Origin of the sequence: Lewinella sp. IMCC34191 (genome assembly GCF_003390935.1) — a bacterium.
Taxonomy (GTDB): domain Bacteria; phylum Bacteroidota; class Bacteroidia; order Chitinophagales; family Saprospiraceae; genus Neolewinella.
This window is the reverse complement of sequence record NZ_QNQZ01000003.1, coordinates 121,909-142,383: the sequence shown is the minus strand read 5'-3', so window position 1 is coordinate 142,383 and position 20,475 is coordinate 121,909. Positions and strand designations below refer to the sequence as shown.

Annotated in this window: 17 protein-coding genes; 13 read left to right on the top strand and 4 right to left on the bottom strand. The window is 57.8% G+C overall.

What is annotated here, in order from left to right:
• The first annotated feature begins 59 nt into the window (after window positions 1-59).
• The 9 genes from DRW39_RS07830 to DRW39_RS07790 all read left to right on the top strand — a co-directional run bounded on the left by DRW39_RS07830 (window position 60) and on the right by DRW39_RS07790 (window position 12,680).
• On the top strand, window positions 60-1,403 hold the full coding sequence (locus DRW39_RS07830; protein ID WP_116106472.1) for a DUF2851 family protein: 1,344 nt from the start codon (window positions 60-62) through the stop codon (window positions 1,401-1,403).
• Window positions 1,404-1,495: 92 nt separating this feature from the next.
• Window positions 1,496-4,129, top strand: coding sequence for a DNA mismatch repair protein MutS (gene mutS, locus DRW39_RS07825; protein ID WP_116106731.1), 2,634 nt, complete (start codon window positions 1,496-1,498; stop codon window positions 4,127-4,129).
• A gap of 36 nt (window positions 4,130-4,165) precedes the next feature.
• Window positions 4,166-5,611, top strand: coding sequence for a dihydrolipoyl dehydrogenase family protein (locus DRW39_RS07820; protein WP_116106471.1), 1,446 nt, complete (start codon window positions 4,166-4,168; stop codon window positions 5,609-5,611).
• 3 nt (window positions 5,612-5,614) lie between these two features.
• A complete protein-coding gene (gene treZ, locus DRW39_RS07815; RefSeq protein ID WP_116106470.1) occupies window positions 5,615-7,387 on the top strand; it encodes a malto-oligosyltrehalose trehalohydrolase in 1,773 nt (590 codons plus the stop codon).
• Window positions 7,388-7,397: 10 nt separating this feature from the next.
• Window positions 7,398-9,710 carry a malto-oligosyltrehalose synthase gene (gene treY / locus DRW39_RS07810; RefSeq protein WP_157975992.1) on the top strand — a complete coding sequence of 771 codons (2,313 nt, stop codon included), beginning with the start codon at window positions 7,398-7,400 and terminating at the stop codon, window positions 9,708-9,710.
• Window positions 9,711-9,834: 124 nt separating this feature from the next.
• A complete protein-coding gene (locus tag DRW39_RS07805) occupies window positions 9,835-10,470 on the top strand; it encodes a porin family protein (protein ID WP_116106468.1) in 636 nt (211 codons plus the stop codon).
• Window positions 10,471-10,627: 157 nt separating this feature from the next.
• Window positions 10,628-11,194 carry an RNA polymerase sigma factor gene (locus DRW39_RS07800; protein ID WP_116106730.1) on the top strand — a complete coding sequence of 189 codons (567 nt, stop codon included), beginning with the start codon at window positions 10,628-10,630 and terminating at the stop codon, window positions 11,192-11,194.
• A complete protein-coding gene (locus DRW39_RS07795) occupies window positions 11,191-11,787 on the top strand; it encodes a hypothetical protein (RefSeq protein ID WP_116106467.1) in 597 nt (198 codons plus the stop codon). Before DRW39_RS07800 ends, DRW39_RS07795 begins: the two co-directional genes overlap by 4 nt.
• Window positions 11,788-11,789: 2 nt before the next feature.
• The gene (locus DRW39_RS07790; protein ID WP_116106466.1) at window positions 11,790-12,680 is read left to right on the top strand and encodes a DUF4097 family beta strand repeat-containing protein; all 891 of its coding nucleotides are present in this window, start codon (window positions 11,790-11,792) and stop codon (window positions 12,678-12,680) included.
• A gap of 10 nt (window positions 12,681-12,690) precedes the next feature.
• On the opposite strand, the gene DRW39_RS07785 is transcribed toward DRW39_RS07790, so the two are convergent.
• Entirely contained in the window at window positions 12,691-13,479 is a 789-nt protein-coding gene (locus tag DRW39_RS07785) for a DUF697 domain-containing protein (RefSeq protein WP_232830096.1), read from the bottom strand.
• A 117-nt stretch (window positions 13,480-13,596) separates the two neighbouring features.
• Between DRW39_RS07785 and DRW39_RS07780 the strand changes: the two genes are divergently transcribed.
• On the top strand, window positions 13,597-13,890 hold the full coding sequence (locus DRW39_RS07780) for a hypothetical protein (protein WP_116106464.1): 294 nt from the start codon (window positions 13,597-13,599) through the stop codon (window positions 13,888-13,890).
• 8 nt (window positions 13,891-13,898) lie between these two features.
• Here the strand turns inward: DRW39_RS07780 and surE are convergent, their stop codons facing one another.
• Window positions 13,899-14,747 (bottom strand): 5'/3'-nucleotidase SurE, encoded by an 849-nt coding sequence (gene surE / locus DRW39_RS07775; RefSeq protein ID WP_116106463.1) that lies wholly within the window; start codon window positions 14,745-14,747, stop codon window positions 13,899-13,901.
• Between the two features lie 74 nt (window positions 14,748-14,821).
• Between surE and DRW39_RS07770 the strand changes: the two genes are divergently transcribed.
• Entirely contained in the window at window positions 14,822-16,645 is a 1,824-nt protein-coding gene (locus tag DRW39_RS07770; RefSeq protein ID WP_116106462.1) for a tetratricopeptide repeat protein, read from the top strand.
• On the opposite strand, the gene DRW39_RS07765 is transcribed toward DRW39_RS07770, so the two are convergent.
• Complete coding sequence (locus DRW39_RS07765) at window positions 16,634-17,524, bottom strand: DMT family transporter (protein ID WP_116106461.1); 891 nt, start codon at window positions 17,522-17,524, stop codon at window positions 16,634-16,636. The two genes, DRW39_RS07770 and DRW39_RS07765, sit on opposite strands and share 12 nt — an antisense overlap.
• Before the next feature lie 25 nt (window positions 17,525-17,549).
• Complete coding sequence (locus DRW39_RS07760; RefSeq protein ID WP_116106460.1) at window positions 17,550-18,077, bottom strand: helix-turn-helix domain-containing protein; 528 nt, start codon at window positions 18,075-18,077, stop codon at window positions 17,550-17,552.
• A 209-nt stretch (window positions 18,078-18,286) separates the two neighbouring features.
• Here DRW39_RS07760 and DRW39_RS07755 point away from each other — a divergent pair, with 209 nt between their 5' ends.
• The gene (locus tag DRW39_RS07755) at window positions 18,287-18,826 is read left to right on the top strand and encodes an RNA polymerase sigma factor (RefSeq protein ID WP_099107418.1); all 540 of its coding nucleotides are present in this window, start codon (window positions 18,287-18,289) and stop codon (window positions 18,824-18,826) included.
• A gap of 431 nt (window positions 18,827-19,257) precedes the next feature.
• The gene (locus DRW39_RS07750) at window positions 19,258-20,475 is read left to right on the top strand and encodes an NYN domain-containing protein (protein ID WP_198664820.1); all 1,218 of its coding nucleotides are present in this window, start codon (window positions 19,258-19,260) and stop codon (window positions 20,473-20,475) included.

The following is a 20,475-nucleotide window of genomic DNA, read 5'->3' as shown; positions in this document are numbered from 1 at the left end:
AATATTGATTCACTCCGGTAGGCATCTGGCCTGCGCCGACCGGCAAACCACTATGAGAAATGCGAGAAGATTTCCTCCACTACCTGTGGCGGCTGGCCCGTTTTGACCTCCGTGACCTGCGGACGACCGATGGGCAGCCCATCATCATTTACCAATTTGGCGTTCACAACACCCACGCCGGGCCCGACTTCGACGATGCCCGTCTAATCATTGACGGCCTACGCTGGGCGGGTAGGGTAGAGATGCACCTGAAAAGCAGCGACTGGTACGATCACGGTCATCAGGACGATCCGGTCTACGATAGCGTAATCCTGCACGTCGTACTGGAGGACGATCGGCCGGTTTACCGCAGCGATGGAAGTCAAATTCCCTGTCTGGAGCTCCGCGGGCGCATACCGGCCGGCCTGCGTGGTACCTACTGGCGATTGCTGCACAACGAAAGTTGGGTTGCCTGCGCCGGACAGCTTACCGCAGTGGCTCCCCCGGTACGGGCGGTGTGGTTACAACGGGTGCTGGCCGAGCGGCTATCACGGAAAGCCGTCACCTTCCAAAGTTTAGTGAATCGCTCGGATGCAGACTGGGAAGCCGCGTTTTACCAGGTCCTTGCCCGCAGTCTTGGCGGAAGTGTAAATGCAGATGCCATGGAGATGCTGGCCCGCTCACTACCGTTGCGTATCCTCCAGAAGCATAAGCATAGTCTGCTGCAACTGGAGGCCTTGCTCTTCGGGCAGTCTGGTCTCCTTCCGGCTGCCGAACAGCAGGTCGCGCCATACGTGGTCCGATTACACCGGGAGTACGCATTGCTGCGCGTCAAGTACGATCTGCAACCCATTCCCGCGACCGCCTGGCGTTTCCTGCGGATGCGACCCAATAACTTTCCTACCGTCCGCATCGCCCAACTGGCGTGCCTGTACCATCGCAGCGGCCAGCTATTCGGCAAGGCGTTGGCGGCCACCGGGCAGCAGGAACTGCAGAATATGTTTGCCGTCTCGCTGAGCAATTATTGGAAGGATCATTATCGCTTCGGGGCGGAAGCAAAGCGGAGCGATAGGCGGCTGGGAGAGACGGCCATCCGCTCGATTCTCGTTAATGCCATCGCGCCGGCATACTTCGCATACGGGCTTCACCGAACCGACGAGCGCTACCGGGAAAGGGCCCTCGAACTCCTGGAGGCACTGCCCGCCGAACGCAATTCCGTTGTCAGTCATTGGAAAAAACTGGGGTGGCCGGCCCGATCGGCGGGGGAGAGTCAGGCCCTCCTTGATCTGAAGCAGGCATATTGTACACCTACCCGATGCACATCCTGCGCTGTTGGCTGCTCCATACTTAATCGCACCGATGAAGCGGACGGTACGGTGCTGAGCGTAAATGAGGAAGCCCGGCTTTACCAACTGACGGGCTAGTCATTTTCGCCCGGCCGGTAGCTTTGTTACCTTCGCCCATTCCTAAAAGAACTTCCGTGGCCAAAAGCAAATCGAAGAAAGTCACGCCGCTCATGGCGCAGTACAACCAGGTGAAAGCCAAGCACCCGGATGCCCTGCTGCTCTATCGGGTAGGCGACTTCTACGAGACCTTCGGCGAAGACGCGGTGAAGGCCGCGCAGGTTCTCGGCATCACACTCACCAGCCGCAACAACGGGGGCAGCGATGTCGAACTGGCGGGTTTCCCCTACCACAGCGTCGACATGTACTTGCCCCGCCTCGTACGGGCGGGCTACCGGGTGGCCATCTGCGAGCAGTTGGAGAAGCCGTCGAAGGAGAAAAAGATCGTAAAGCGGGGGGTCACCGAGATCGTCACCCCGGGACTAGCCGTCGACGATCAACTACTCGAGCACAAGAGCAACAACTTCCTGGCCTGCGTGGTCTTCGGGCGCGGACGAAAGGATCCCTGTGGCATCAGTCTATTGGATATCAGTACCGGTGAGTTTATGGTCGCCGAAGGACCGGAAGACTACATCGACAAGTTGCTGCAAAGTTTCCAGCCCAAGGAAGTGCTCCTGAGCAAGGACCGCCGCGGCGATTTCGAGAAACGCTTCGGCGATCGCTTCTACCTCAGCCCCCAGGATGAGTGGATCTTCACCGAGGACTACACCACGGAAAAGCTGCTCAAGCAATTCCAGGCCGCCAGCCTAAAGGGCTTTGGCGTCGACGATATGCAGGTCGCAAAAGTGGCCGCCGGTACGGTACTCCACTACCTGGAAACCACCGAGAACCGGAACCTGAAGCACATCACCCGGATCGGGCGACTGGCCAGCGACCGCTACGTCTGGCTCGACCGGTTCACGATTCGCAACCTGGAGTTGATCTACAGTCCGAACGATCAGGGCGTATCGCTGGTCCAGACGATCGACAAGACCGTCACCCCCATGGGTGGGCGGCTCCTCCGGAAGTGGACGGTCCTGCCCCTGAAGGATCTCCCCGCCATCCGGCGACGCCACGAAGCGGTGCGGACGATCGTCCAGAACCCGCCGCTGCTGCAAGACCTCAATGCGTCGTTGCAACAGATCGGCGATGTCGAACGACTCATCTCTAAGGTGCCGCTGGGCAAAGTGAACCCCCGCGAAATACGGGCCCTGAGTAAGGCACTTTGTGCGATGGAACCCATACGGAAACTGCTGCTCGACTGCGGGAGCGAAGTGCTCGCGGGCCTCGGTAAGCAACTGGATCCCCTGCCGGACGTATGCACGGCCATCGACGAGCAGATCAAGCAGGAACCCGCCGTCAACCTGACCAAGGGCGGCGTCATGGCGGATGGTTTTGACGAGGAACTGGACGAGCTGCGCGACATCACCCGGAACAGCAAAAACCGCCTCGCGGCCATTCAGCAACGGGAGGTGGAGCGCACGGGTATCTCGAGCCTGAAGATCGGCTTTAACAACGTCTTCGGCTACTACCTCGAAGTGACCAATAAGTACAAGAAGGTCGTCCCCCCCGAGTGGACGCGAAAGCAGACCCTCACCAATGCCGAGCGCTACATCACCGAGGAACTGAAAGTCCTCGAGGATAAGATCCTGAACGCCGAGGACAAGATCTTGCAGCGGGAAGAGCAACTCTATGAACGGCTGGTGATTTGGTTGCAGGACTACATCGAGCCTGTGCAACGCAACGCCGCCGTACTCGGTCAACTCGACTGCCTGCTGAGCTTCGCCAAGGTGGCGAATACCTACCGCTACGTCGAACCCCAGATGGACGAAACCGGGGACATCGTCATCGAGGAGGGGCGGCACCCGGTTATCGAGCGGCAACTGGAAGTCGGGGAGCAGTACGTACCCAATGACGTCAAGCTGGATCCCGAAGACCGGCAGATTCTCATGATCACCGGACCCAATATGGCGGGTAAGTCAGCGCTGTTGAGACAAACCGCGTTGATCTGTCTGCTGGCCCAGATGGGCAGTTTCGTCCCGGCCAAATCGGCCCGCCTGGGGGTGGTGGACCGCGTCTTCACCCGGGTGGGCGCCAGCGACAACATCAGCAGTGGTGAGTCGACCTTCATGGTGGAGATGAACGAGACGGCCTCGATCATGAACAACATCACCGACCGCAGCCTGATCCTCCTCGATGAGATCGGTCGGGGTACCAGCACCTTCGACGGCATCTCTATCGCCTGGGCGATCGCGGAGTACCTCCACAATAATGGCCGGGCCAAGCCGAAGGTGCTCTTTGCTACCCACTACCACGAATTGAACGAACTGGCGGAGAGCCTGCACCGCATCCACAACTATTCCATTGCCATCAAGGAGCACGGCAACCGGATCATCTTTCTCCGGAAGCTCATACCCGGTGGTAGCCAACACAGTTTCGGTATTCACGTGGCCCGGATGGCCGGCATGCCCGATGCCATCGTTGAACGTGCCGCTAATATCCTGCTGCAACTGGAGCGGCAGCACATCACCGAGGAGGTCACGGAACAGGTTACCTCAAATGGAGAGGCTCCCGTACCAAATGCCCAGCGCGTGGCTCCGGGAAGCCTGAGTGCGGAGGCGATGCAACTGAGCATATTCGAGACAAGTGACCCTACCGCCGGACGCCTGCGGGAGCTGCTGGATCAGGTGAGCATCAACAGCATGACACCGGTAGAATGCATGCTTAAGTTGCAGGAATTGAAAGAGATCGTGGAGGCGGCGGAATAAAGCAAACAATACCGGCTCCCCCCGGCTTAGGAGGGTATGGCGAATTATACCCACGACCTCATCGTGATCGGGGCGGGCTCCGGGGGACTGGGGGCCGCCGGCTTCGGCGGAGCAATCGGTTTAAATGTGGCTTTGATTGATAAGACCCTGCACGACTACGGCGGGGAATGCCTCAATTACGGCTGTGTACCCAGCAAAGCATTGCTGCACGTCGCCGCCCAGTTTGCCGGTGCCCGTGCGGCGACCGCCTTCGGTTTGCAAATCGAGGGGAAAGCCGACATGAAAACCGTGCAACGCTTTATCCGGGAGCGACAGGATATCATCCGCGAGCACGAAAGCCCGGACTATCTGCGGGCTACCTACGGGTTGGATTGTATCGTCGGTGAAGCCATGCTGACCGCTGAGAAGGAGGTCACGGTGAACGGCCGAAAACTTTCTGCCCCCCGCATCGTCCTGGCTACGGGGAGCAACCCCCGTCACCTGTCCGTGCCCGGCGTCGAACTCGTCAAGCAGTATGATAACGAGTCCGTGTTTTCCGAATTGGATGAATTACCCGACCAATTATTGATCATCGGGGGCGGCCCGAACTCCTGCGAAATGGCCCAGGCCTTTCAGCGTCTGGGTAGCCAGGTCACCTTGCTCTGTCGGGACAAACGGTTGCTCCAGCACGACCCGGAAGCCGCGGCCGCCATCCTGGAGCGCAAACTGCGGTCGGAGGGCGTGGACATCCGCTTCGAAACGGAAGTAGGCGAATTCACCGATGCCCATACGGCCAAGCTCGTCCACGATGATCTGCCCGCCGGTGAATTGACCTTTACCCACCTCATCGTTGCAATCGGTCGCTCGGTGCGGACGAAGGGGCTCGGTCTGGAACTTGCGGGCGTGCACGTAAAGGGAGACCGGATCGTCACCGATGATTATTACCGCACCAGCAATCACGCCATTTTCACGGTAGGTGATGCTTACGGCCGGGAGATGTTCAGCCACGGAGCCGAGAAGCACAATACGGACCTCTGGACGAACCTACTCAGCCCCATCGACAAAAAGCACAAACTGAAACACTTCAGTTGGGTGACCTTCACCGATCCGGAGGTCGCCACATTCGGCCTGACCCCGCAACAACTGAAGGAGTCGGGAACGGAATACGAGACGATCGAGCAGTCTTTCGCTCACGATGACCGGGCGGTTGCCGCCGACTACGATGACAGCCTCTTGATTCTCTACTTAAGTAAGCCGGCCTTCGGAAGTGCCAAAGTGCTGGGCGGATGCATGGCCGCCCCGGCCGCCGGTGAGATGATCCAGGAACTGCACCTGCTGCAACAGCTTGGCTTAGACTACGGTAAGCTGACCAACAAAATATATGCCTATCCCGTAGGCAGTCGCATCAACCAGAAGCCCGCCCGCGACCGGGCCCAGAATCGCCTGCTCTCTCCGCTGACCAAGCGGATACTGCAGGCCGCCTACCGGCTCCAAAACCGATAATGTATGACCGACCATTTTCCCTACCTGCCCCTCGGCCCGCTGCCGGCGGGGGCTGACCAATCCCGCCGTTTTCGGTTGTGGGCCCCTAAGCCGGATTCGGTGGAACTCGTCGTGCAAGCCGATGGCAAGGAAAGCCGTTACCCCATGCGCGACGAGGGACATGGGTACCTGATGTCCGACGAAGTGCCCGCCCGGACCGGCGATCGCTACGGCTACTACATCAATGGAGAGCACAAGAAAAGGTACCCTGACCCCGCTAGCCGCTATCAGCCCGAAGGGGTCCACGGCTGGAGCGAGGTAGTCGATCTGTCCCCCCTGCCAAAGTCAGATTGGAAGGGCCATACCCTGGCCGAAGCCGTTATTTACGAACTGCACATCGGCACCTTCACCCCGGAGGGGACCTTCCGGGGAGCGATGGAAAAGCTCGATTATCTGCGCGATCTCGGGGTTAATACCCTGGAGATCATGCCGCTCAACCAGACGCCGGGCGACCGGAACTGGGGCTACGACGGCGTCAAAAATTTCGCCCTCTTCCGCGCTTATGGTCGGCCGGAGGATTTTCGCGCGCTCATCGATGCCGCCCACGAACGGGGGATCGCCGTCCTCGTTGACGTCATTTACAATCACCTGGGGCCGGAAGGCAACTACCTGCCGGAGTTCTTCCCCGTCTTCACGGAGAAGCACCATACCCCCTGGGGAGAAGCGATCAACTTTGACGACGCAGAGGCCGACGGGGTGCGTAACTACTGGCTGCAAAACGTCCGTATGTGGTTGCAAGACTACGGGGCCGACGGTCTGCGCATCGATGCCGTCCACGCCATCAAGGATTACTCCGCCAGACATTTCCTGGAAGAACTTTCCATCGTAGTCGATGAGATCGGCGAACGGCAGGGCCGGCAGATGATCACCATTGCCGAGTGTGACCTGAATGCCCCCCGCTTCATCCGCTCACGCGCCGACGGAGGGTACGGCATGAGCGGACAGTGGGTGGACGAGTTCCACCATGCCCTTCACGTGGTGCTGACCGGTGAAACCCGCGGCTATTACGAGGATTTCGGTAGCGTGGAAATGCTGGCTAAGGCATTGAAGGACGGTTACGTGTATACCGGCCAGTACAGTCGTCACCGGGGCCGTAATTTCGGCGTCACGGCCGACGAGCGCGTACGTCCCGGGCAAATGGTCGTCTTCTTACAGAACCACGACCAGGTCGGCAACCGCATGATTGGCGACCGCATTCTCTCGACCGTAGGCCGGGATAAATACCTGCTCGGAGCGGGTACCTACCTGCTGAGTGCCTTTACCCCGCTGCTGTTTATGGGGGAGGAGTACGGGGAGGAAAACCCTTTTCCCTACTTCGTGCACCATGGTGACGACTGGTTGATCGAAGCCGTCAGGAAGGGGCGGGCCGCGGAATTCGCCGCCTTTCAGCACGAAGGGCATACGGTTCCGGATCCGCAATCGGAGGAAACGTTTCAATCCGCCCGCCTGAGTTGGGATGCGGACGAGCAGATCGCTGGCTTTTACCGGGAAGCTTTACACCTGCGCGCCGCCGCCCCAAAGGACTTTGCCTTTACGGACATCGCCGTCGATCACGCCGGTAAGCTGATCACCTGGACGATCCGGAACAGTCCCTTTTTGTGCTGCGCGAACTTTGGTGACGAAGCGCTGGATATAGAAGTATCCGGCGACTTGTTGCTCGAGTCAAATGGGGCCACGCTCGTTGATGGCCAACTACACCTTCCCGGATGGGGATTTGCGGTAGCCGGAACGCGATAACCAATTCCCCTTGCATTCAATTAATCCCATTACGCCCATGACCACCTACCGTATCCAGTTCAATAAAGATTTTAAAGTCAGGGATCTGATGCATGTCCTCGACTACCTCCAGGAACTGGGTATCGATACGATCTATGGCAGCCCCATCCTGACCGCCCACCGGGGAAGCACCCACGGCTACGACGTAACTGATCCGGCTACCCTCAACCCGGAAGTCACCAACGAAAAGGATTGGCAACTACTACACGAAGAGCTGCGGGAGCGGGGGATGTCGTATATGCAGGATATCGTACCGAACCATACGGCGCTGACCCCCGAGAACGTATGGTTCAAAACGGTCATTGCCGACGGGCCGGAAGGTAAGTACGCGGGGCACTTCGACATCGACTGGTCGCATCCCCGCCTGCCGGGTAAAATGATGCTGCCCGTGCTGGGCGATGAACCGGAGCACGTGATACGGGCCGGCCAGCTCAGCTTTTACGGCGGTGGCATGAAGGTGTACGACGACCGATGGGAAGGAACCACCCCAGATCGCGACAGCGAGCAGGCCGAGAACCCCTATGTCAAACCCGTCCACTGGCAGCGGGTCAACGACTACATCAACTACCGGCGCTTCTTTACGGTGAACCAACTGATCGGTATGCGCACCGAGGAGCAAGAGGTCTATGACGATCTGCACGAGCGGACCTTCGCGGACGTCAAGGCCCGCCGGATCGACTACCTGCGGGTAGACCACGTCGACGGGCTGCTCGATCCCACCGGCTACCTGCAGCGGCTGCGCACATCCGTGGGACCGGACGTCGGTATCTACGTCGAAAAGATCCTGGAACCGGGTGAGCAATTACCGGAAGACTGGCCCGTACAGGGAACGACCGGCTACGACTTCCTGGCCGCGGTGAACCGCCTGCTGACCAACGACGACAGCAACAACAGTTTCAGCGACCTCTACGAGCAGATCACCGGAGAACACCTGCCGGACTACCGGGAACTGGTCTTCCGCAACAAGCTGATGCTGGTGCTCGAGCACTTTAACGGGGAGCTCGATAACCTGGTCCGGCGGTGGGATTCACTGCTGACGGATGAGTTACGCGCTGACTTTAAGCAAACCCTGGCCCACTGGCTGGCCGCCTTCCCCGTGTACCGGATCTACCCGGACGGCGGCGGTCTGACCGACCACGAAGTCACGTTGTGCATGGAAGCCGCGACGATCGTGGCGGAATACGCCCCCGACCACGGGCGTCTGGTACTGGCCTGGGTCAACTGGCTGGCGCACCAGCAGTTCGAGGGGGAAAGCCTGGAATTCCTCCAACGCACCCAGCAACTTAGCGGACCTTTGATGGCCAAGGGGGTGGAGGACACGACCTTCTACCAGTTCTGGCGGCAGGCACACCTGAACGAGGTAGGGGGATCGGCAGATCCGGGCGATCGGCTGCCCGTCCGCGACTTTCACGAGTTCATCATGCGGCGTCCGGCCACCACCATGAACGCTACGGCTACCCACGATACCAAGCGGGGCGAAGACGGGCGGGCATTTTTGCAGGCGCTGACCTTCTATCCGAAGGAATGGACCGATTTCGTCCGACGCATGCGCGAGCAACTCGACCTGGAACTGGTCCGGCCACGGGGGTTCTACCTCGTCCTGCAAAGCCTGGTTGCCGGTTATCCGCTGCATAAAAAGGCCGAGGCGGCCAACCTTCGGGAGCGGTTGCACGCCTATCTGGAAAAAGCGATCCGCGAAGGCAAGGAGATGAGCGACTGGGCCGATCCGGATCTGGACTACGAGCGGGAACTCAAGAATTTGGGCGACCGTATCCTGGACGACGACGGCCTACAAAGTGCCCTCGAAACCCTGTTGCGCACGATCTGGCCGCAGACGCGCCACAACAGTTTCGCCCAGGTCATACTGAAGTGTACCGTACCCGGCAGCCCGGACATCTACCAGGGTACGGAAAGCTGGGACCTCAGCTTCGTGGACCCCGACAACCGGCGGCCGGTCGATTACCAGGAACGCTCCCTGCGACTCTCCCGGGACGCCAAGGATAAATACGACCCGGCACAGAAATCGAAACTGCTGAAGAAGCTGCTCCATTTGCGGTTAGACCATAAGGAGTTCTTCGAATCGGCCGATTACGAGCCGATCAGCGAGGGGGATGAGATGCTTGCTTTTCGTCGACGGTATGAAGGGCAGGAGCTGCTCGTCAAGATCGCGAAGCGGTCGGACACGCGCGTTCAACGCCCGGAAGAGCGAGGCTGGGACCGAATCGTTTCGGACGACTTCGGCGGTGGCCTGGGAGTCTGGTGGCGCACCGAAGGAAATCGCTGAAAATAGCCGGTTGGATGGGTAACGAACTATCCGCTCGCGATATACATTAAGGGAGAATTAACGCATTGGCCACAATTCTTTCGAATACGCAGCCGCTTATTGGTGAACCAATACTTTGCATGACATGACACAACGAATAGCCTTTTTTCTACCCCTGCTTTTTCTCTCCACCTTCAGCTTTGCCCAGATCGAACTGGGCGTGAAGGCGGGCCTCGCGACCGAATCGCTGCAGGGGGAAAGCTTCAGTTTCAACCGCGACGGACGCGACGATCTGCGCTTCGCGCTGACCGATGCCAATTATGGCTTCCAGTTCGGCGCGTTGCTACGTCTTCCACTCGGGGAACAACTGACCCTGCAACCGGAGGTGACCTTCAATAGCGCTAAGACGACCTACCGATTCGACGATCCCGACACGCCGGGCACGGAGGTGGTGTTCGACGAGCGTTACAACGACGTAAACGTTCCGGTGCTACTAAGTTATAAGCTCGCCTTCCTGCGTTTGAACGCTGGTCCCGTCGGCCACTTCTTCCTGTCGAATACGAATGACCTGCGTTCGCAGGATGGGTTGGACCGTACCTTCGACACCTTCAACCTGGGTTACACACTGGGGGGATCGATCGATATAGGCCCGCTTACCCTGGACGTTCGCTACGATGGCAACTTTGCCAAATACGGGAAAACCTGGACCTTCGACGGTAACGAATTTGATATTGATCAGGCGCCGAAACGGTGGATCGGTAGTGTTGCCTACCGGTTCTAGATAGGACCAGGCTCCTGAAAGCTAAAACGGTTTGAATTATCCTAGCGGAAGCGAGATGGAAGGTGGCCAGTGCCAGCTTCGCATCGCTTCCGCTTTTTTTTGCGAACGAACCAACCCTATACTCCTCTCACCACTCCTTTACTTAGAGCTTACCATCATGATCAGTAAACTTCAAGCTGGAGCAATTACACCTACAAGCCCCGCCCGGATGACGGAAGACGAACTAGTAGCTGCGTGTCGCCGGCAGGACCGACGTGCCCAGAAAGAGTTGTACGACCGTTACAGTCGGGCGATGTATACCGCCTGTTACCGCATTTGCGGCGATTTCGATCTGGCCAACGATGCCCTCCAGGAAGGCTTCCTGAAGGTATTCCAGAAGCTGCACACCTTTCGGGGCGACAGCACCGTCGGTGCCTGGATGAAAGTGGTTATCGTACGTACTGCCCTGAACCGGCTACGTCGTCAACCCCAGTACGAGGAGCTGCCCCTTAACCACGCGGACGAGCAGATCGATTGGGGGCATACCGCTTTAGACGTAGAGTACCTGGAACGTGCCATCCAGCGATTGCCCGACGGATACCGCGCCGTCTTCGTACTGATCGAAGTGGAAGGCTATAAACACCAGGAAGTAGCTGATATGCTGGGCATTACAACCGGAACCAGCAAGAGCCAGCTATTCTACGCGAAAAAGAAATTGCGCGAATACTTAAAAGCATACGTGTGAAGGAGAAGAACTACCGGACCCTGCGTGAAGCACTGGATCGCCTGCCGAACTACGATGCCCTGGGTGATTCCTGGTCCGCCATCGACGGCAAGCTGAATCAGGCTACCAGCGGCGCCAGCGCTCCGCTCGGCAGCCGACTGCCCACACATGCCCCACCACCGGGTGTTTGGAACACGATTAGTAAAGAACTGGACGAAGACAAGCGGGCGCGAATGCGGCGGCTACCGCTTCGTCGTTGGACCAGCGTAGCCGCGGCCGCGGCGGTTCTGCTGCTCTTCGTTACCGTATTCCTGCTGTACGACGGCGGCCCCGAGATCTCCTACGCCTATTCCCGCGAAGCGGCACCCGAGCCCGTCGTTGCCGACTGGGATGACGATGAAAACAGTTTTCAGCTCGCCCGCCGGGAAGTGGAAGAGCGTAACGAACCTCACCTCAATAATCTCGGTCACGAACTCGACGAACTGACCAGCGCCCGCGAGGAGGTCAAGGCGATGCTCGTGGCCTACGGCGAAGATCCCGGTATCGTGCAGCAACTCGCCGAGATCGAGCGGGAGCGCGACGATGTATACCGCCGCATCATCGTAGAACTGTGATCATGCGGTACGTCCTGTTCGCCCTCTACTGCTTGTTTGCCGTTACGCTAACGGCCCAGGCTGATTACCGGGAGGTAGTCACCAAGACCATTGAGGATACCTATACCTACCGCTCCGGCAGTGAACTGGCCGTGGAGGGGGAAAAAGCGGAAATCTTCGTCGAAACCTGGGACCAGCAAAAAATTCACGTGCGGGTGGTCATGACGGCGCGGAACCAGCGCCTTGAGGTCGCCGAACGGGATCTAGAGAATCTGGAACTCGTCACCGAGGTCGCCGGCCAGAAAATCTTTCTAAAGAATCGCCGGCTGGACGCGGACCATGAACCCGATAGCGAGCTGACCGTCGAATACTTCATCACGCTGCCGGAGGAGTGCCCCGTCTACCTTAAGAGCCACTTCGGCGGGGCGACCATCAGCAACCTGCGCAACCGACTGCGCATCAACGGAGAATTCTCCGCCATCAACATCGATAACGTGGAGGGATTGCTGGATATCCGCACGCGATTCGGCGACATTACGGGGGAAAAAATCGACGGCAATGTCGTGATTAACGCCCGTCGGTCGGACATCAACCTGCTCGACGTCGGCGGTACGTTCACGATCAACGCGCAGTACGGCGAGCTAAAGCTGAGCCCCAACATCAATATGCGTGACCTGCGCGTGAACGCGGATAAAAGCGACGTCTACATCTACGAGCCGGATGGCGGCGAACGACTGGCCTACGAATTGGCCAGCAACAACGGAGAAATGATCCTGCCGGATAACCGCAAGCTCATCGAGCTGGAGCGCACCAGTGAATGGCGACGCATCCAGATCGGTGCCGGCGGCGAACGAACGGGGACGATCACCGCCAGTGTGACTTTCGGCGATCTCCACTTAGCCAAACAGCGGTAGGTCTCCTGGACTAGCCGATGATGCGCTTCTTCATAGCCTGAAACTCCTCCTCGGAAATAATATTCTGCGCCTTCATTTCGGCAAGTTCGCGGATGCGGCGGATGTTATCCTCCGCGTCGCTGGCGGGAGCAGGGGGAGGAGTCGGTGCCGGAGGGGGTGGGGTAGGGCTAGGGGCGGCGGTTGCCGTTGCGCCTACACCCGCTTCGGGCGTTGGCTTAGCCGTGGGAGCGGGTGGCGGCGGCGGGGGAGGAACGATATCCTCGGCCTGCTCCTGCTTCCACTTCTTGGCTACGTCCTTGCCCTTCTCGAATTTTTCGTTGTACATCTTCTTCAACCGGTCGGTGTCGAAGTCGAGGAAGGTGCCGCCGTTGCCGAAGTGCTTTTTGAAAACCTCCCCCAGGGCGTAGGTGCTGGCCCCGTTGAGGATGGCCGTGGTCACGCCACCGATCACCGTGCCGATGCCCGGGATAAGTTTGATCAGACTGCGGGCTCCGGCCTTGGTCATGGCGCTGGTGGTCAGCGAGGTAACGATGGCCTTGCCCTGTGTCTCGGCGAAATCAATATTGTAGACCCGGCATAGCTGGCGGATCATGTCGAGCTGCAGGGCCGATACGGCGAATACATCGGCTACCGGAAGTGGAATGACGTAACTGGCGCCCATGCTCCAGACGACGTGGTTACGGATAATGGTGCCGGCGTGGGCATCCTTATCGCTCTTCGGATCGGGGTTCATGATGGAATCTTTAAGCGTTTTCTTGGCGTAGTCCGTTATTCTCTTGCGCATATTCGTAGAACGCATGTACGGAGCCTAAGTTAAGTCACTCGCTACGATGCGGGGGCCGGTTTCGACGACCGGCAATTCCGACGGGATGAACGTAGGCCGTCATTCGGTCGTTATCCGCTAAAATCTCGCTGCATGGTCCCACGCAATGACCACCTCTGGCTCGGTCTGGCCGTTTCCTTCTTTCTCTCCTTCGTATCCTACGCCCTTTTCCTGCAACTCGGCGACTGGTTTTCCGCCAGCGCGGGGCGGCAGATCTCGTTCCGGCCGCGCACACTCGCGCTCATCGCTATCTGCCTGAATATCCTTCCGATGAACGTCTTCCGCCGAACCTACCGGTCCAAGAGCCTGAAGGGTTTGGTGATCGGGGTCATGATCATGGCCGCCATCTGGTTCTTCTATTTCGGAAGTGAGTTGCTAGACGGGTAAATTTTTACCTAGAACTGCTCCAGCTGCTGTTCCTTACCCGGTCCTTCGCGGACGTCGTCGGCGTAATCGACCTCGCCCGGTTGGAGACTACTCTCGATGGTCTGCAGGCTCTGTAGGGCCCGGTGGTTGGTTAAATCGTGGACACTCGGTACCAGGGCCACGTAGCCGTGCTGCAGGGCGTATGCATCGGTGTCGGTCCGTTCGTCTTCGTTGACGAATTTGCCCGTCAGCCAGTAATAAGGGCGGCCGCGGGGGTCTTCCGCGCGGGTGTATTCCTCTACCCAGCGGGCTTCTGCCTGGCGACAGACCTTTAGTCCCCGTATCTCTTCGGCGGGCAGGTCGGGAATGTTGACGTTGAACAGGCTGCCGTCTTCCATGCCGTTGGTCAGAACGAAGTCTACCAAATGCCGGACGTAGGGCAGGCAGGGCGAAAAGTCAGCGTCCGCTTGGTAATTCAGGAAGCTGAACCCGATGCTGGGAATACCTTCCAGACTGGCTTCCATGGCCGCGGAAAGGGTGCCGCTGTAAAGAATATTGATGGCCGCGTTGCTTCCGTGGTTAATGCCGGAGAGGCACAGGTCGGGCGTGCGGCCGTTCAGCAATACGCTCTTCGCCAGCTTGACACAGTCGACCGGGGTGCCGCTGCATTCGTAGGCTTCGACGTCGTCCCCTAAGGCGTCGCTTTCCCGAACGAAGACCGGCACGCTAATGGTGATGGCGTGGCCCTGGGCAGATTGCGGGCTGTCGGGGGCGACGACCAGCACGTCACCGAATTCTTTGGCAACACCGACCAGCGCGGCAATTCCTCCGGCGGTGATGCCATCATCGTTCGTAACCAAAATCAGGGGGCGGGACATAAGCGGGGCTTGTAAATCGTTGCAACGGTTACCAACCAATTTGGGTTGCCGTGACCGCCCGCTATCTTCGCCCTATGCCGCTCGTTCTACCGTGGTACCGCCGTTCCGGTCCGCAAGCGATTGCGCTTGCGCTCCTCAGTTTCCTGTTGTACGCCAACACGCTGGGCCACGACTTTACGCTCGATGACGCCATCGTGATCACGGATAATTCCGTCGTCAACCGGGGTGTCTCCGGATGGGCGGACCTCTTTACCCACGATACCTTCTACGGTTTCTTCGGGGAGCAGGACCGGGCGAGCCTGGTCGCGGGCGGACGCTACCGTCCCCTCACGCCGGCCCTCTTTGCCCTGGAAGGGGAGGTAGCGGACGGCCCGTTTTTGTACCATTTATTCAACGTATCGTGGTACGCGGTCCTGGGCGTCGTTGTCCTGTTTACGGTCCGGGAGCTTGTCCGGGATAAGGAGCTGGCCGGGTGGGTGCCGCTGGCGACGGCCGCGCTCTTCGTGGCCCATCCCGTCCACACCGAGGCCGTGGCCAATATCAAGGGGCGGGACGAGATCCTTGCCTTGCTCGGGGCGCTGTGCGCCACCTGGATGGTCCTGCGTGCGTCCCGCGACGGCAGTTGGTGGGCGGCGAGCGCAGGTGGAATGCTTTTTCTAGTGGGGTGTTTTGCCAAGGAAAATGCGATTACCTTTTTAATCGTAACTCCCTTGCTCCTCTCCACCCGCAGTGGTCCTCGCTACCGATACCTGATTCCTATGGCTTTGGCAGCCGCCGTTTACCTGGCTGTCCGCTTCGCGGTGATCGGTACGGGCATCGGCGACCCACCTACCGAACTAATGAATAATCCCTTTTTGCGGGAACAGGGTGGGGGAGTGGTCGTGATGACCTTCTGGGAGCGTTTGCCTACGGTGATTTATACGGCCCTGCTGTACTTGAAGCTGATGGTCTGGCCCGTGAATCTGGTACATGATTATTACCCGACCGCCATCGAGCTGAAGAGCTGGTCGGACATTTGGGTCTGGATCAGTCTGATCGGCCACATTGCGCTGCTTGCACTGGCAGGCTTTTACCTGCGCTCCCGTCGCCCCATTGTTGCCGCAGGCATACTGACCTATTTTATCACGCTTTCCATCGTCAGTAATCTGCTATTTAGCGTGGGTACGCTGATGAGCGAACGCTTTCTGTTTATGCCCAGCTTCGGCTTCTTGCTGGCGGTGGTGGCGTTGCTGGCCCGGTGGCAGCATGGTCGGTGGATAGCGATTGCCGTGGTACCCGTTTTTTGCATGTTGACCGTGCTGCGCAATCCGGTGTGGAGCGATAACTATACGCTCTTCACGACGGATGTCGCCCGCCAGCCGAACAGTGCGAAACTGCGTAATGCCGCCGCCGGTGCCCGGCTCGATCGTTATCAGCAGTTGCCGGAGGAACGGCGCGCCGGGCAGGCAATGCTCATCGCCAATGCCCTCGAAGACCTGAATGCCGCCCTCCGCATTCATCCGCGCTACGGCAACGCCTACCTTCTGCGGGGTAACGCCCACTATCTGCAGGAAGACTACGGGGCGGCGATAGCGGATTACGAAAATGCGAGTGCCTTCGGCGTTGCCGATGGCACCGTAAACGGAAACCTGGCCCTGGCCCTGCAGCAAGCCGGACGCAGGGCAGGGGAGGAGCAAAACGACCTGCTTACCGCCCGGTCCTACCTGGAGCGTTCACTGGCCCTGGCACCCGATCGGTACGAAACGCTGCGGCTACTGGGCATCACTTACGGGATGGAGGGCAACCCGGCCCGTGCCTTGTCCTACTTCGAACGCGCACTTCAAATAGAGCCCGATAACGAGGGAGCCCGGCAAAACGTCGCCATCGCCCGTCAACAGCTCCGGCAATTATCGGAGTAGCGCACGGCGCCGCCTGAAGTAACGCTCCACGCCCGTGTATCCAAAAACGGCTACTACGATCAGCAGCGCGCCCCAATAGAAGTTGGGGCTGAGTTCGGCGGCATCGTTGAGGAGAAAATAGGCGAGCAGGATGCCGTATACCGGCTCCAAGTTGACCGTGAGGTTGGAAGCGAAGGCGGATAATTCGCTGAGGGAACGTAGAGAGAGAAAGAAAGTAAGCGTGGTGCAGAGGAGAGACAGAACCAGCAGGTAAACCCAGTCCATGGCGGAGGGCCAGAATTTGTCACCCCCCAGGGAATAAAGAAAGGGAGTAAGGAACAGGGTAGCGGAACCCAACTCTATAAAGGTGATGCGGGCGGGATTGCTACTCTGGATGTACTTTTTGTTGAGCGAAGTAAAAATGGAAACCAGCGCCGCCGAAAGCAAACCGACCAGGATCCCGACGTTCATGGCGCTTTCCACGCCGTCGACAACCAGCCAAATACCCGGCAGGATGAAAATGCCGAGGAGGAGTTCGTACCAGTTGAATGGCCGATTCACGATGAGCGGTTCGAAAACGGAAGAAAAAAGGGAGGTGGTGGCCATGCAAATCAGCGCGATGCTGGCATTCGCCAATTTGATGGAACCGTAGAAAGTTACCCAGTGGAGCGCCACGATTATTCCGATACCACATAATAGAAGCAACCGTCTGGCACCGACTTCCCGGACCATACGCCCAAGCCGGACGAAAAATATGAGGCTGAGGGAGGTTAACAGGACTCTCCACCAGACAAGCGTCAGAGCAGATAACTGAATGAGATCGCCGAGGATCGCCGTGAATCCCCAGAGAAAAACGGCGAGGTGGAGCTCCAGATACGCTCGCTTTTCACTGTAGGCCATTGTGTCAGGTTACTGCCAGGGTGTCTTATTTACACTGACAGCCCAGTTCATCCAGCAGGTTTTGGTGGTCCGCAAGTAGTTGGCGGCTGAGATCCATGAGTTGCAGGTAGTGCCCCGCGTACATTTCGGCTTCCTTACAGGGTTGTTCTAATGACGCTCGCTTGTGGCGAAAGAGATCGTGAGAAGAATCGATGAGGTGCTGCAGCGTGGCCTGTCGCTGCCGATAAGCGGCGTAGCGGTCGGCTTCCTTGGTCTCCGCGCGGTGCGCCGTACGTGCCAGGGCAAGCTCGCTGGGGTCACTGAGATCACGGCGGGTGAAGTCTCGGGTGGTGATGTCGAATAAATTGCTGATGCGGAGCAATTTGCAGATACTCGGCTCCGCACAACCACTCTCATAGCTTGCAATATTACCGCGGTTCAGGCCTACCCGCTCCGCCAACTCGGTTTGTGACCAGCCGGCTGACTTGCGGAGGAGTTTCAGGTTCGAAGCGATGAAATTAGGTAGCTCTGCCTCTTCGGTAAAGGCGGCAAGTACGGCGTCCTGGTTTTTCATGTGTCTCGTAAACTGATATGTCTACTTTACAATTCGGTGACGAAGATGGTTGATATATGTAAAAAAATTTTACTCTTTTGCCGCTGTCATGCAACCCTTGGTATGATTCTTGCAATCTTTACCGTAGAACGCGCCCGTATTATTTGCAAAAAGTCTAAACAAGCACTAATTTTGTAAAGAATTTTTACAGGCGCCCAAATATGACGAAGATGACAGCCACGAAGCAACAACAGAAAGATATACAAGACTTACTCTCCACCATTACCAACAGCCTGCGCGCCTTTAGCCTGAAGCTGACGGGTAACATGAACGACGCGGAGGACCTTTACCAGGATACCGCGCTGCGGATCATGACGAACGCGGAGAAGTATAACCCCGGTACGAATTTCAAGGCCTGGGCCGTGACCATCATGCGGAACATTTTTATTAACAACTACCGCAAGAAGGTTCGGCGCAACCTGATTATCGACCAGACGCCCAATAACTACTACATCAACAGCGGCAATAAGACCGTTCTCAACGATGGCGAAAGTGAAGTAACTTTCAACGAGCTGCAGGAATTGGTCGATCGACTGCCCGATGATTTTCGCGTTCCCTTCCTGATGGCCTACCAGGGATATAAGTACGACGAGATCGCCGAGCAACTCGGCAGCCCGCTGGGTACGATCAAATCGCGTATCTTCTTTGCCCGTAAGAAACTACAGAAGATGTACGAAGAGATCATGCGCGAGCGCAGCAGCGTGGCCTAGTACCATCTACATTCCCGGCTAGCTCAGGCTACCGGTACGGACGGCAGATTTGCGGACGAAAAACCGCGGATCTGCCGTTTTCGTTTGTGGGATGGTCAAAATTTTTAAAGTGGTCAAACAATTAGCTGAAACCGAGTTTAGATAGTATTTTTACCGGAATACGGGTAGGTTTCGCGTTAATAGTGTAACTTACCTGTGCCTACCTTAATAACACTAAGAACGACTAGGACTCATTTACCATTGCTTTTGCTTTTCCCTGTCCGGCCATCCAGGTTTAATGCCTGAGTAAGCTCATTCGGGTTATTTTTCACAGACCCCATCCGATAATGTATTCGTGATGAGTGGCCTTTTTGGTAATGTTTTCTTCTACGCCCCAGTAAATGCCTAACAGTTTAGCCATATTTTGGGATTTTGCCCAATTGCACGAAAGTTTGCTAACTGCTGCTAACGATGGCAAACCTTATCAGATTTCCCCCACCGTCACGCAGCCGGAGGTCATTGACGTCAAATGCCTGCTTGCATTTGCCGACCGGTCAGGCCGTGTCGTTATCAACCGAGCGTACGCTGACTGGCGTCCGTTGGGTGGATACGCGGAATCACTGGGCGAGGCTCCCCTGGAACTGATCCAGTTATTTCCCAATAAGTTAGGGAACGTCGCCGTCCATCGCCAGCTTAGTGCCGACGTAATTACGCACTTGGAACAAGCCGAACCGGCCGACATCATTCTGATCATTGGCGGGGGAAGCGAGTACCGGCAGCTCCGTCAGATTGTCCAGGCCAAAGGTCGCCAGCTAATGGGAATCGGGGTAGAAGCCGTAACCGATACTTTCTGGATCGAAAGCTGTGATGAATTCAACTTCTACCACCGCCTGGGGTGCCGCAAGTTGTACACCGGTCCCCTGGATATGGTGTCGCTCGACGCGGAGCGCGCCCGCTCGCTGCTTACCGTAGCGATGAACCAACTGAGCCGCTACTACGGGACAGACTGGGTGCAACAGGTACGGATCAAGCCCGCCATCATTCGTCAGGAACCCGATTTCGACGAAAGCCTGCTCGGATACGAGGCATTCAGTCACTTCCTGCGCGATCAGGGCGATCTAATCGAACGACGACACCGGGAAGGAGAGCAGGAACCGGAATTCCGGCTACTGGCAAGTGAAGACTCCGGGGACGAAGCGGGTGCCCGCACGCCAAATCCGGAACATTTGGCCACCTACTACCTGCGCGTAGCCGGGCAGCAGGGTATCCGCATGCCGGATCCGATCATCATGTGGGAAGGCATTGACGTGTACGCCAGTTTCCTGGCCGACGACATCACCTTTCATTCCTTTTCGGAGATCGACCAGGAATGCCTCCGCCTGCTGCGGGAGGATTTTCCGACCCTTTCGATGACGGAGGTGAAAAAGGTACGCCAGGTCCTTTTCAAGTGTTTCCTCTTCCGGCCGTCGGTTGATGATACCATCGGTTTCCACGAAGACATCAAAGGGATCGAAGACATCGAGGATCGGTACTTCGACCTCATGCTCGCCCGCATCGGCAACAACCTCGAAGAGCCCTTCAACTATACCGCCCTCTCGCTGGCCCTTACCGGTAATCCAGACCAGGCCGAACGCCTGGAGCGTATTGACGGAGAACGAGAAGAGGAGTAG

Coding starts and splice junctions, on each gene's coding strand:
- DRW39_RS07830 (WP_116106472.1), top strand. CDS start 60: ATGCGAGAAGATTTCCTCCACTACCTGTGGCGGCTGGCCCGTTTTGAC.
- mutS (WP_116106731.1), top strand. CDS start 1,496: ATGGCGCAGTACAACCAGGTGAAAGCCAAGCACCCGGATGCCCTGCTG.
- DRW39_RS07820 (WP_116106471.1), top strand. CDS start 4,166: ATGGCGAATTATACCCACGACCTCATCGTGATCGGGGCGGGCTCCGGG.
- treZ (WP_116106470.1), top strand. CDS start 5,615: ATGACCGACCATTTTCCCTACCTGCCCCTCGGCCCGCTGCCGGCGGGG.
- DRW39_RS07805 (WP_116106468.1), top strand. CDS start 9,835: ATGACACAACGAATAGCCTTTTTTCTACCCCTGCTTTTTCTCTCCACC.
- DRW39_RS07800 (WP_116106730.1), top strand. CDS start 10,628: ATGATCAGTAAACTTCAAGCTGGAGCAATTACACCTACAAGCCCCGCC.
- DRW39_RS07790 (WP_116106466.1), top strand. CDS start 11,790: ATGCGGTACGTCCTGTTCGCCCTCTACTGCTTGTTTGCCGTTACGCTA.
- DRW39_RS07785 (WP_232830096.1), bottom strand. CDS start 13,479: ATGCGTTCTACGAATATGCGCAAGAGAATAACGGACTACGCCAAGAAA.
- DRW39_RS07780 (WP_116106464.1), top strand. CDS start 13,597: ATGGTCCCACGCAATGACCACCTCTGGCTCGGTCTGGCCGTTTCCTTC.
- surE (WP_116106463.1), bottom strand. CDS start 14,747: ATGTCCCGCCCCCTGATTTTGGTTACGAACGATGATGGCATCACCGCC.
- DRW39_RS07770 (WP_116106462.1), top strand. CDS start 14,822: ATGCCGCTCGTTCTACCGTGGTACCGCCGTTCCGGTCCGCAAGCGATT.
- DRW39_RS07765 (WP_116106461.1), bottom strand. CDS start 17,524: ATGGCCTACAGTGAAAAGCGAGCGTATCTGGAGCTCCACCTCGCCGTT.
- DRW39_RS07760 (WP_116106460.1), bottom strand. CDS start 18,077: ATGAAAAACCAGGACGCCGTACTTGCCGCCTTTACCGAAGAGGCAGAG.
- DRW39_RS07755 (WP_099107418.1), top strand. CDS start 18,287: ATGACAGCCACGAAGCAACAACAGAAAGATATACAAGACTTACTCTCC.